Source organism: Zoogloea sp., from assembly GCF_028689785.1.
Classification (GTDB): Bacteria; Pseudomonadota; Gammaproteobacteria; order Burkholderiales; family Rhodocyclaceae; genus Zoogloea.
Map to the genome: position 1 here is coordinate 1 of NZ_JAQVCN010000028.1, position 13,341 is coordinate 13,341.

At 66.3% G+C, this 13,341-nt stretch carries 5 protein-coding genes and 1 CRISPR repeat array; of the genes, 1 reads left to right on the forward strand and 4 read right to left on the reverse strand.

The annotated features are described in order from the left end of the window. Positions 1–47: 47 nt before the first annotated feature. Positions 48–4,167: a CRISPR direct-repeat array (repeat unit 29 nt; unit sequence GTGTTCCCCACGGGCGTGGGGATGAACCG). A 203-nt stretch (positions 4,168–4,370) separates the two neighbouring features. Beyond that, positions 4,371–4,610, forward strand: a complete 240-nt coding sequence (locus tag PHI64_RS13250) for a hypothetical protein (RefSeq protein ID WP_299883532.1) — start codon at positions 4,371–4,373, stop codon at positions 4,608–4,610. 57 nt (positions 4,611–4,667) lie between these two features. Here the strand turns inward: PHI64_RS13250 and PHI64_RS13255 are convergent, their stop codons facing one another. The 4 genes from PHI64_RS13255 to PHI64_RS13270 form a co-directional block, all read right to left on the reverse strand. Further along, entirely contained in the window at positions 4,668–7,469 is a 2,802-nt protein-coding gene (locus PHI64_RS13255) for an EAL domain-containing protein (protein WP_299883534.1), read from the reverse strand. Positions 7,470–7,574: 105 nt separating this feature from the next. After that, positions 7,575–8,738, reverse strand: a complete 1,164-nt coding sequence (locus PHI64_RS13260) for a two-component system response regulator (protein WP_299883536.1) — start codon at positions 8,736–8,738, stop codon at positions 7,575–7,577. Between the two features lie 52 nt (positions 8,739–8,790). Beyond that, on the reverse strand, positions 8,791–11,427 hold the full coding sequence (locus PHI64_RS13265) for a response regulator (RefSeq protein ID WP_299883538.1): 2,637 nt from the start codon (positions 11,425–11,427) through the stop codon (positions 8,791–8,793). After that, the gene (locus PHI64_RS13270) at positions 11,428–13,341 is read right to left on the reverse strand and encodes a PAS domain-containing protein (RefSeq protein ID WP_299883540.1); all 1,914 of its coding nucleotides are present in this window, start codon (positions 13,339–13,341) and stop codon (positions 11,428–11,430) included. It abuts the gene before it with no gap.

Here is a 13,341-nt window from a genome sequence, read left to right on the forward strand (position 1 = left end):
CGTGGGGATGAACCGCCACCGTGGCGTCGTAGAGGCCTAGCCGGTGCGTGTTCCCCACGGGCGTGGGGATGAACCGGCCGCGCCATTGATGACGACTTGGTTGTGTGCCGTGTTCCCCACGGGCGTGGGGATGAACCGGGAGCGCGGCGAGATCCAGCCCGAGGCCGGCGGTGTTCCCCACGGGCGTGGGGATGAACCGAATGGACGAACCCCCGCACCGGTGAAGTCCTGGTGTTCCCCACGGGCGTGGGGATGAACCGCACCCTCAGATTGCCGCACTCCAGGCCCTAGAGTGTTCCCCACGGGCGTGGGGATGAACCGAAACCCACGCGACGGAGAACCGCCTCCGATTCGGTGTTCCCCACGGGCGTGGGGATGAACCGTGCCGGCCCTGCGCCCGATGTAGATGGGGTGAGTGTTCCCCACGGGCGTGGGGATGAACCGGACATTCAAATCGTCTGCACCGACATGTGGAAGTGTTCCCCACGGGCGTGGGGATGAACCGGCAGGCATTGCGGCCACCAGTCCGGGCTTTGAGTGTTCCCCACGGGCGTGGGGATGAACCGAACTGCTTTTGGACGTTGCCGAGCTGAAGGGCGTGTTCCCCACGGGCGTGGGGATGAACCGGATGCAGCCTACAAGCCGATGGCATCCCGCGTGTGTTCCCCACGGGCGTGGGGATGAACCGGCAGCGCTGCTGGGCAGCAATAGCGAGGTGGCGTGTTCCCCACGGGCGTGGGGATGAACCGTTGTAGCGCGCAGACAGCGTGGGGCGGGAGGTGGTGTTCCCCACGGGCGTGGGGATGAACCGTCGGCTGGGAATACCGCCTCCGGCATTTCTGCGTGTTCCCCACGGGCGTGGGGATGAACCGGCCGCCGGGGAACGACCATCCGCGCAACCGGCGTGTTCCCCACGGGCGTGGGGATGAACCTCGAGCCCTGGCCCTTCGGGGCCACGGTGAAACGTGTTCCCCACGGGCGTGGGGATGAACCGTCGGCCAGGCAATCAAAGCCCTCACCGCCGCCGTGTTCCCCACGGGCGTGGGGATGAACCGCCGGCAGGGCAAAGTCCGCTGCCGAGCGGATGGTGTTCCCCACGGGCGTGGGGATGAACCGATGCCGTGCGCCGCTATGTGACGACACTCCGAGTGTTCCCCACGGGCGTGGGGATGAACCGGGCTTGCGCTAACTGTATCGCTTGGTCATCGTGTGTTCCCCACGGGCGTGGGGATGAACCGACCCGTGGTCTTTACCCAGACATGGAACATGAGTGTTCCCCACGGGCGTGGGGATGAACCGAACCGCAAGGTCAGGACCAGCCACAGACGTGAGTGTTCCCCACGGGCGTGGGGATGAACCGTGAAGCCGCCAGACTCTTCGGCGTCGTCAAGTGTGTTCCCCACGGGCGTGGGGATGAACCGGTCTTGCGGGCCGCAAGCTCTGCCATGTCAGCGTGTTCCCCACGGGCGTGGGGATGAACCGCCGCCGGAGCTGCCCCCGGCGAGCATGGCATTGTGTTCCCCACGGGCGTGGGGATGAACCGTATTCGTGCTCCTCGCGCGTGATCGGCACCAGGTGTTCCCCACGGGCGTGGGGATGAACCGTACCCGGACAAGGCCCAGGAGGTGATGACGGGGTGTTCCCCACGGGCGTGGGGATGAACCGAGCGAGGCCGAGGTCAAGAAGCTGCTAGCCGAGTGTTCCCCACGGGCGTGGGGATGAACCGATCGGAGTTATCTGATACATAGCGCCTAACCCGTGTTCCCCACGGGCGTGGGGATGAACCGGCCACCGTTCGGCGTCACGCGCCAATCCGTGCGTGTTCCCCACGGGCGTGGGGATGAACCGTAGGTGTCCATCCAGTCCTTGGCTTCCTGTACGTGTTCCCCACGGGCGTGGGGATGAACCGGGTGGGGTGCTTGGAGAGTTGCAGGTGGACGTGTGTTCCCCACGGGCGTGGGGATGAACCGCCGCTTCGGTCGCTTTTGAGCCGCTTGGCTGGGTGTTCCCCACGGGCGTGGGGATGAACCGCGCAACTGCTTCGGCGTGAGTTTCTGATCTGAGTGTTCCCCACGGGCGTGGGGATGAACCGCAGTAGGTATTCAGGCAAGCCGGCGGACAGTTGTGTTCCCCACGGGCGTGGGGATGAACCGCACCCGTACAGATCATTCCCCGCATCGAAATCGTGTTCCCCACGGGCGTGGGGATGAACCGTAAGGCGCGCCTGGAAAATCGACAGATTGGCGGTGTTCCCCACGGGCGTGGGGATGAACCGAGAAGCACGAAACGGGCCTGGAAATCGAGGGTGTGTTCCCCACGGGCGTGGGGATGAACCGCAGCGAATCAACGGATTACATCCTCGTCAATTGTGTTCCCCACGGGCGTGGGGATGAACCGCACGAGGAAATCTCCCGTGTCAAGCGATTCGGGTGTTCCCCACGGGCGTGGGGATGAACCGCGTAAATAGACGCGGCCCCGGCGGTGAGAACGGTGTTCCCCACGGGCGTGGGGATGAACCGTATCGGGCTTTTTCGGGCGTCTTTTTGGGCGGGTGTTCCCCACGGGCGTGGGGATGAACCGCAGTCGTCCCAGCAAATCGCGAGGGATGCCATGTGTTCCCCACGGGCGTGGGGATGAACCGGCGCGAGTATGCCCGCGCTTGACTTTGGCATAGTGTTCCCCACGGGCGTGGGGATGAACCAGCGCGATTCCGGTCATGCGGGCCCCGGAATACGTGTTCCCCACGGGCGTGGGGATGAACCGGGTGGGGTTTTCGGGCGGTACGGTGAAGTCAAGTGTTCCCCACGGGCGTGGGGATGAACCGCTGGCTTGTGCTCCATGAGCGCATCCCTGGAAGTGTTCCCCACGGGCGTGGGGATGAACCGCTAGGCTTCGATTGCTCGAACACGACCCTGAGGTGTTCCCCACGGGCGTGGGGATGAACCGTAGAGAAATTCGCCCTCAATATGTCAGGGCCGGTGTTCCCCACGGGCGTGGGGATGAACCGGTGATCAGCTCACAATCGAATACTGGCCTGAAGTGTTCCCCACGGGCGTGGGGATGAACCGGTTCCGCCTACATGATCGACATGGATGGCGCGGTGTTCCCCACGGGCGTGGGGATGAACCTGGAGGGCTGAGCGATGAGCCTCAAAGACTTCGGTGTTCCCCACGGGCGTGGGGATGAACCGCCACATGCACCGCCGGCCGCGAGCAAGTCATCGTGTTCCCCACGGGCGTGGGGATGAACCGATTGACATCATCGACGGCGTGCCGGGGCCGTGGTGTTCCCCACGGGCGTGGGGATGAACCGGTTCGGGTGCAGGATCAACGTATTACGTCGGAGTGTTCCCCACGGGCGTGGGGATGAACCGCGCTCCGGAAAGGGGTTTCCCCCTTGCCGCAAGTGTTCCCCACGGGCGTGGGGATGAACCGCGCTCCGGAAAGGGGTTTCCCCCTTGCCGCAAGTGTTCCCCACGGGCGTGGGGATGAACCGCCATGGTCGAGCTGCTCAACCTGAATACAGAGGTGTTCCCCACGGGCGTGGGGATGAACCGGTTGATGAAACGGGTACTCCGACAGATTTGTCGTGTTCCCCACGGGCGTGGGGATGAACCGTCGCCCATACGCCAGTCCCGCGCAAAACGAACGTGTTCCCCACGGGCGTGGGGATGAACCGCCGGACGGCGGCGTGACGATGCCGCTGGAAAAGTGTTCCCCACGGGCGTGGGGATGAACCGGACGAAATACGGGAGATCGCCGTCAGGTTCCCGTGTTCCCCACGGGCGTGGGGATGAACCGCTTCTCCGCAGGCTTCAACGCCCGCAATTTCAGTGTTCCCCACGGGCGTGGGGATGAACCGGACTCCACGGCGCTGCTGCTGCTCGCTCTGGAGTGTTCCCCACGGGCGTGGGGATGAACCGGCTATGCAATGTTTGTGGGCTTGAATCCAAGCGTGTTCCCCACGGGCGTGGGGATGAACCGCAGCGTGGCGCAAGCGATCTCGGCACCGGTCAGGTGTTCCCCACGGGCGTGGGGATGAACCGTACCTGAGCACGAAACCGGAGATCGCCGGCAGGTGTTCCCCACGGGCGTGGGGATGAACCGAAAGATCAGCATTGCCGCCACACCGAAGGAGAGTGTTCCCCACGGGCTGGGGATGAACCGCCTGCATCCTAGTCGGCTATAGTCTGGGTATGGATATTGTCGTTCTTGGCTTTCTGCTCATCCCGCTGGCGCTTGCCACTGGAAGCCTCGTAGTTTGGGCCCTTATCGGGTTTGCCTTGCCATCGCCCTTTCTCAGCTTACTGCTGGGGTTTATTGTTCGGGCTCGGCGCTAGCTAGCGTTCGCCACGGGTGTAAAACCGGGTTATGGGCCAGATAACTTGGCTGGTCGAAGTGACGACCGCCACCACCAGCTTGCCCCGCCTGCTGCGGCAGTTCCGGGAGCTTTCCAAAATGCGGGACAAGGTGGAATACCGCCTCCGCGGCCGCCTGGTGACCGGCAGTTTTGGTGGTTTCGATTTCGATCAGACGGGTGAGGTGGGCGTGCCCAAGGGCTTTGGCGAGACCGGGCGCCGGGAGAGCGCACCACCGACGGAGCGCTTTTAGGGGCGAGCTTTCGCGGGGCTGTCCGGGCACCGGAAACGGGCCCTCCATTTGCCGTCCTCAGATCGGTGCCAGCGACACCATCCGTGATGCCCGCAGGCTGCGCAGCATGGAGGTCATGTCGGCGGCGCTGATGGGGCGGCTGCACAGGTAGCCCTGGTAGGCGTCGCAGCGCCAGCGGCGCAGCAGGGCGAGCTGGGCTTCGGTTTCGACGCCTTCGGCGATCACTTCCAGGCGCAGGGTGTGGGCCATGGCGACGATGGTCTGGGCGATGGCGGCGTCGTCGGCTTCGGTGACGATGTCCTTGATGAAGGAGCGGTCGATCTTCAGGCGGTCGATGGGGAAGCGCTTGAGGTTGGCGAGGCTGGAGTAGCCGGTGCCGAAGTCGTCCACCGAGAGCTGCAGGCCGAGCTTCTTGCATTCGGCGAGGATGCTGCGGGTGTGTTCGGGGTTGCGCATCACCAGGCTTTCGGTGAGCTCCAGGTCGAGGTAGGCGGGGGGCAGGCTGGCGTTGACCAGGGCGGATTTGATGGTGTCGAGCAGGCCGGCGTCGTCAAACTGGCGGGCCGACAGGTTGACCCCGACAGGTACCCGGCAGATGCCTTCCCGCAGCCATTCCTGGATTTGCCGGCAGGCCTCCTGGAGCACCCAGGCGCCGATGGGCACGATGAGGCCGCATTCTTCGGCGATGGGGATGAACTTGTCCGGGGGGATCATGCTGTCGTCAGCCTGGCGCCAGCGGATCAGGGCCTCCATGCCGATCAGCTCGCCGGACAGAGTGTCAACCTGGGGCTGGTAGAAGAGCTCCAGCTGGTTTTCGTCGAGGGCGTGGCGCAGGCGGTTTTCCAGGTCGAGCCGCTCGGAGTAGCGTGCCGACAGGCCGTGGTCGAAAAACTGGAAGTTGTTGCGGCCGCGTTCCTTGGCCAGATACATGGCGGCGTCGGCGTTCTTGATCAGGGCTTCTCCGTCCATGCCGTCGGTGGGGTAAAGGGAGATGCCGATGCTGGGGGTGACGGTGACCTGCTGGCTGCACAGCTCAAAGGGCCGGGCCAGGCTGGCGAGGATGCGTTCGGCCACATCTTCGGGCATCGAGCCTTCCTGCAGGTCGTCAAGGACGACCACGAACTCGTCGCCGCCGGTACGCGCCACCATGTCGCCGTCGCGCACGCAGGCTCGCAGGCGCTGGGCTACCGACAGCAGCAACTGATCGCCGGCCTGGTGGCCCAGGGTGTCGTTGACGTACTTGAAACGGTCCAGGTCGGTGAACAGCACGGCTACACCCCGATGACGGTCGTGGGCGTCGTCGATGGCTTCGGCCAGGTGCTGGTTGAGCAGGGTGCGGTTGGGCAGGGAGGTGAGGTTGTCGTAATGGGCGAGGTGACGGATTCGGCTCTCGGCGGCTTGGCGCTGGGTGATGTCGGCGATGATGCCCAGGTAGCCGCGGATCTGGCGCTGGCCGTCCCGGACCACCGAGACGGCGATGTTGGCCGGGAAGGTACTGCCGTCGCGGCGCCGTAGGGTGATCTCCCGGGGTTCGAGGTTGCCGCCGCTGTTCTCCTCGGCGAGGGCGGCAAAGCCGTTGGCCTTGTGGGCGAGGGTCCAGCGGGCGATGTCTTCGGCGGTATGGAAGACGAGCGGGGTCTCGTTGCCGATAAGGTCGCCGGCCTGGTGCCCGAAGAGCCGCTCGGCGGCCGGGTTGAGGACGCGGATGATGCCGGCGGAGTCGGTGTAGACAATGGCGTATTCGGCACAGTCGAGGATGGCGCGCTGCAGCGAGGTGGTTTCGCGCAGCAGGGTTTCTGCCTTGGCATGTTTATCGACTTCGGTTTCCAGAAGCCTGTTGGTCTCACCGAGCGCCTTGACGTACTGGCCGAGGGCATCGTTGGCGTCGGCCAGGGCCAGGGTCTTTTCGCGTACCTGGTGGCGGATGGCGTCGGCCCGGGTTTGCAGCACATACAACACGAAGGCGGCCAGGACGCCGACGGAGAGGCCGGCAAACAGGCGGCCGCCGGCATCCTGGCCGGGCATCAGGGAGTAGCTCAGGCCGGAGGGGGCTGTGAGCATCAGCCAGCGGCGATCGGCGATGGTGACACCGTCGGCGTAGGACATCTCGCCAATGCGGAAGTCCGGGCTGACGTAAAGGATCTGGGTGTCGTCGGTGCCGTCGAGCAGTTCGAGTTCGAAGTGCAGGTTGGCGTCGCCGCTGATGGTGGGCAGCAGCGATTGCTCGATGAGCTTGTCCACCGGGATCTCGATGAAGACGAGCTGCCGATGGGGCCCGTTCGGCTGGTCGGGGCGTACTACCGGGAGGATCACGAGGACAGCCCGGGCCTTGTCGCTGGTGCCTGGCGCGAGTGGATAGGGCGGGCTGGTGGTGGGCTCGCCCTTGTGGACGGCGTTGGCGATGGTGCTGTGGATGCGGGTCAGGTTGCCGGCATCGGGGCTGCGGGTGGCCGGGAACAGGGGGCCGGATTCGGGCGCCAGCCCGGCTCCGACGCTGATGGCTATCGTGGGGGTATTGCCATCGAGTCTGATCAGTCCGGCGCGGAGCACCTCCGGGTGGAGGCGTAGAAGAGGGGCGGAGAGATGGGAGAAGGCAGCGGTGTTGTCTCCGGGCAGCAGGGACATCTGGCGCTGTAGGGCGTCGCCGTGACCGAGCAGGTGAACGATGCGTTCCTGCAGATGTGCGATCTGTTGCTGGGCAGCCAGCTGGAAATGGGTGTGCGTGGCGGCCCGCTGCTTTTCAACGGTGGATTGGTAGTTCTCGAGAGTCAGCGCCGCCGCAACGACGAAAACGAGCAAGGCCAGCCCGAAGCGGCGGAGGAAATCGACGACCGGATGGGGTGTCGGGCTGAGGGGCATTACATCTCCTGTTGTGCCTGGCACCGGGGGGCATGGTGTGCTTTGGTTCGGGCCAACTCTTAACGGATGCCGAGCGGTGTTCTTGAGTATGGCGGGAGAGCCGGCCTAATTGCCAAAGATGATGCGCAGGCGTTCGGCCGTGCGCTCCGTTCCGCCGTTCTGGTCGGCACTGTCGGCGAAACGCTGGGCGATCTGTTGGAACTCACCCTGCAGGCTCAGGAAGGCGTCGAGGATGTCCGGGTCGAAATGCTTGCCGCGGCCGTCCTGCAGGAGGGCGACGGCCTCGTCATGGGACAGGGCGGGTTTATACACCCGCTGGCTGATCAGGGCATCGTAGACGTCGGCGACAGCCATGAGGCGGGCGGACAGGGGGATGCGATCGCCGGCGAGGCCGAGGGGGTAGCCGCTGCCATCCCATTTTTCCTGGTGGGAATAGGCGATTTCCTTGGCGAAGCGTAGAAAGCTGGCGGAGATGCCGAACAGGGCTTCGGCCTTGGCGATGGCGTCGCGACCAAGGGTGGTGTGGGTCTTCATGATCTCGAACTCTGCGGCGGTGAGCTTGCCGGGTTTGAGGAGGATGCGGTCGGGGATGCCGACTTTGCCGATGTCGTGCAGCGGCGCCGATTTGTACATCAGCTCGATGTTGCCGTCGCTGAGTTCGGCACTGAAGCGGGGGTGGTGCTGGAGATGCCGGGCCAGGGCGCGCAGGTACATCTGGGTGCGCCGGATGTGATTGCCGGTTTCATTGTCGCGGGTTTCCGCCAGGGAGGCCATGGCCACGATGGTGGCATCCTGGATCAGGCCGAGTTCCCGGGTGCGCCGTATCACCTCGTTTTCCAGGTAGTGGTTGCGGTCCCGCAGGAAGTCGCTGGCTGCTTTCAGGGTGAGGTGGTTGCGGATGCGGGTCAGCACCAGGGGCGGGCTGATGGGCTTGGTGATGTAGTCCACCGCGCCGGCATCAAAGCCGAGCTGTTCGTCGACTTCTTCGTTGCGGATGGACAGAAAGATCACCGGGATGTTGGCGGTGAGCGGATCGTCCATCAGCTGGCGGCACACCTCGTAGCCGTCCCGGTCGGGCATGCTGATGTCGAGCAGGATCAGGTCGGGCAGGGGCTTGCTGACAGCCAGGGCGAGGGCGCGTTCGCCGTTGGTGGCGATGCGGGTGCGGAAACCGGCCCGATGCAGACAGTTGACGATGGGCTCGATGGAGTCCGGGGCATCGTCCACGACGAGGATCAGGGGGTGGTGCGGATCGGAGGGCGGTGGCACGGTGTTCTCCTGGCGCGATTGACTGGCTGTGGGGAGTAAGCCGCTGGCCTGTTCAGACCGGGCGCAGGCAGCTCAGCGCATGATCGTAATCATAGTGCTGGAGGGCCTCGGCGATCTCGCCGACTTTCTCGGTACCGATCCGGGCGGCCAGATCGCTGCGGATCTGGCGGAAGTGGAGGGGGGCAGCGCCGTCGGAGTTCTCGATGAGCCGGATCAGTTCGGCGACTGATTGGTCGAGGACTGCGTCGTCGAGCCGGCGCTCGGCGGCCGGCTGTGGGGCTGGTGCCGGCAAGGTGGTTTCGAGCAGGTGCGCCAGAGCACTTATCTCACGGGCGAGGGATTGCCGGGCAGGCTCGCTGGGGCTGCCCTTGCGCAGCGCCATCTCGAGGCTGCTGGCGGCTTCCTGGATGGCGCCGGCGCCAAGGTTGGCGGCGGCGCCGCGCACGCTGTGGGCGATGCGTTCGGCGTCGGCCGGCCGGCCTGCGGCCAGGGCTTCGGCGATGCGTTCGGCGCAGTCTGCCTGGGAGCTGGCGAAACGCTGGAGCAGCGACAGATAGGTGGCGGGGTCGTCACCGACCCGGCGCAGGGCGGCCTTGACGTTGAGGCCGGGCAGGTCGGGGAGGCCATCGGTGACGGCCATGCCTTCCGCACCAAGGGCCACGCCCAGGCCTGCGGGGGCTGTGCCGCTGCACCGGACCTGCTGGAGGACGGCCTGGACCAGCCTTTCCACCACGATGGGCTTTGCCACGTGGTCGTTCATGCCGGCATCGATGCAGCGCTGGCGTTCCTCGGCCATGGCGTGGGCCGTCATGGCGATGATCGGCAGGTGGGTGAAGCGGGTGTCGGCGCGAATCCGCCGGGTGGCTTCGAGGCCGTCCATCTCGGGCATCTGCAGGTCCATCAGCACCACATCGAAGGCGTCGGGGCCGGCGGCGATCAGGGTTTCGATGGCCGTGCGGCCGTTGTCGGCTACGCTGACTGTGGCACCGATGCGTTCGAGCAGGCCGCGGGCGATCTGCTGATTGATGTCGTTGTCTTCGGCCACCAGGATGCGCAGGCCGGCCAGGTCCTGCCCGGTGGGCGAGACGACGGGCTGGGGTGCCGCGTCGAGGCCAAAGGTGCCGATGATGGCGTCGAGCAGGGTGGAGGCGGTGGCGGGCTTGTGCAGGAAACCGTCGGCGCCGGCTTCGATGGCCTCGCCGGCGGTGCTTTCCTCGCCGTAGGCGGTGAGCAGGATGACTGCGGGGGGAGAGGCCAGGCTGCGATCCTGCTTGATGCGCCGGGTCGCTTCGATGCCGTTCTGGTCGGGCATGCGCAGGTCCATCAACACCAGGCCGAAGCGGTCGCCGCCATCGGCGCGGCGCACTGCAACCAGGGCCTCGGCGGCCGAGGAGACGGCCTCCGATCGGAAGGGGAAGGTACGGAGCAGGCCGAGCAGGACCTCCCGGGCCACCGGGTGGTCGTCCACCACCAGTACGCGCAGGCCGTCGAGCATGCCGGGCAGGGCCTTGGGGGGGCGCCCCTGGGCCAGCTCGAAGCGTGTGGTGAAGCCGAAGCGGCTGCCGAGCCCCGGGGTGCTGGCAACGTCCAGCCGGCCCCCCATCAGTTCGACCAGGTGGCGGGAGATGGACAGACCCAGGCCGGTGCCGCCGAAGCGCCGGGTCATGGAGTCATCGGCCTGGGAGAAGGCTTCGAAAAGCCGGCCGATCTGCTCTTCGCTCATGCCGATGCCGGTATCCACCACATCAAAGCGCAGGCTGGCCTGCTGCCCCTCCCGGTGCTCGCAGTGCACCTGCAGCTGGACTTCGCCGCTGGGAGTGAACTTGACGGCGTTGCCGAGCAGGTTGGTGAGGATCTGGCCGAGGCGGAGGGGGTCACCGAGGAGATCCTGGGGAACGTCGGGGGCAACCTGCAGGATCAGCTCCAGGCCTTTCTCCTGGGCCTTCTGGGCCACGTAGGTGATGACGTTGTCGAGCACCTGGTCGAGGGCGAACGCGGTCTGTTCGAGGCGGAGCTTGCCGGCTTCGATCTTGGAGAAGTCGAGAACGTCGTTGATGACGTTGAGCAGGGTGCTGCCGGCAGCGTGGATCTTGGTGACGTAATCGCGCTGGCGGGTCTGCAGGTCAGTGTCCAGGCACAGGCTGGAGAGGCCGATGATGGCGTTCATCGGGGTGCGGATTTCGTGGCTCATGTTGGCCAGGAAGCGGGCCTTGGATTCGGCGGCTTCCTCGGCCAGCTGTTTTGCCTCGCGCAGGGTCTCCACGGCCCGGCGGTACAGGGCGAGGTCTTCCAGGGCCCAGATGCAGTGGGTGATCTCGCCGTCGCCTTCGACCAGGCCGCTCACCGAGATGCCCACCCACAGCAGCTCGCCGCTGCGCAGGCGGAGCTGGCATTCGCGCCGCCACACGCCTTGGCTCTTGAGGGATTGCCATTGTTCGGCGAGGAATTCGAGGGGCAGCCCGGCACCGTCCACCAGGTCGGGGTGGGTGCCCGCCAGCCGTTCGGCGCTGAAGCCGGCCACCTGGCAGAAGCGCGGATTGGCGTACTGGATGGCGCCGCCCGGGGTGGTGATGAGGAGCATGGACGGGCTCTGCTCGACGGCCAGGGAGAGCTTGCGCAGCTCCCGTTCGGCGAGCTTGCGGGCGGTGATGTCGTAGCTCCAGCTGATCAGCGCGGGGCTGCCGCCCACTTAGATGCGCTCCATGGTCATCAGGGTCCAGAAGGGGCGGCCGCCGATGTTCTGGAACTCGGTTTCCTGGTCGCGCACCGGCAGGCCGTTCTTGAGCCGGGTGATGGCCTTTTCGGCGGAGGACGGGTCGCGGAACCAGGTGGTGACGGAGCGCGACATGAAGGTGTCCATGTCGGTGCCGGCGAGGACCAGGGCGCGGGTGTTGGCGAACAGGGGCGTGCCGTCGGGGCGGTTGATGACCACCGCGATGGGGCTCGATTCGAGCATCTGGCGGCTGCGCTCCTCGGCGACACGGGCGGCGCGCTCGGCAGCTTTCTGGGCGGAGATGTCGACGATGACGCCGAGCAGACCGCCTGGCTCGCCGTTGCCGAGGCGGAAGCCGCGGACCCAGTAGAGGGTGTCGTGGCTGCGGCCGTCGGCGAAGGGAATGACCGTTTCCTTGTGGGAGGTGCAGGCCTCGCCGATGATGCGCAGGTCTTCCGCGTGGAAGCTGATGCGGTCGGCGGCGGGCAGATAGGGCAGGTCGAGGACGGTCTTGCCGCGGAGGAAGCTGCGGGTGGTGCCGAAAGCCTGTTCGTAGGCGGTATTGCAGCCCAGGAAGCGGGCGTCCGGCCCCTTGTAGAAGACCGGGCTGGGCAGGGCGTCGAGAAGCACTTCGATGAACAGCAACTGGTCGGACAGGGCCGCACTCTTTTCGGCCAATTGGCGTGTCCGCTCATCCACCTTGTCCTCCAGCTCGGCGCGGCTGCGCAGGAGGTCCTCGCGGGCTTGTTGGAGCTGCGCGCGCATGTGCTCCTGGGATGCATCGAGTTCGACCAGCTCGCGCCAGGGGGCATTCAGGGGGGGCGGGGCGGTGAGGTCGAGCCGCCCGATGCGCTCGCTGCGCTCCACCAGCGCGGCCAGGTTGCGCTCTAGGCGTTGGGCGATGCGCCGGGCAATGGCAATGGCCAGGGCGCCGGCCAGCAGGGTGAGCAGCAGCAGGGCGGGCATCACCTCCTGCAGGCGGGCCGGGATGAAGTCGGCCTCCCGGGCAAAACCGGCCACCCACCAGCGTTGTTCACCGAGTTGCAGGGGGATGAACTGAGCCAGCCAGGTTTCTCCTTCGTTCTGGTAGCTCAGTACGCGGCCGCTGACCTGACCGGCACCGAGCCAGCGGGCGTGGCCGTGGGTCAGGAAGTCCACGTCGAGGGTTGCAGCCGGCTGCAGGATGGCGTTGTGCCGGTCGGAAAGGTTGGCGAAGCGCGGGTAGCGCGGCACTCCGACGATATCGCCGTCGGCGCTGAGGACGGCGCCGCCGCCACGCTCGCCGACCGGTGTTTCGAGGGTCAGCCGGGACAGCTCGGCCAGGCTGATGTCGAAGGCCAGCAGGCGGAGGCTGCCGTCTGCGCCGCGCCAGCCGACAGATACGGTGATGCAGCCATCGCCGCTGCCGGGTGTCCGGTAGGGCGCGCTCCAGGTTGGATGCTCCGCGGTGCCGGGGTTGGCGGTGTCGCGGCCGGGCGGGCTGCGTGTTTCGCTGTGGGGCGCAGCGGCGTCTCGGGAGAGGGTCAGTTGGCGCCCGTCGGCGTTGAGCAGACGAATGGCGGAGATGCGGCTCTCGTCGTTCAGCAGGGGGGCCATCAGGGCCTGGAAACCGGGGCCGTCGTTGACGTTCAGATGCCCGGCCTGACCCCAGGCGCGGGCTGTGCCGAGCTGGGTCTCGATGCGCCGGAAGCTGCGCTCGGCCTCCGATTGGATGTGGGCAGTGGCCAGGTCGAGCTGGACCCGGGCCAGGGATTGGGTGGCCGGGGCGACGATGAGGAAGTGCACTGCCGTACCGAAGGCCAGCAGGCAGCCAATGAAGGTGGCCGAGAGGCTGACCAGCAGACTGCGGGCGAGGGGAGGGCGGAGAGTGGGGCTGGTCGGGCCAGACAT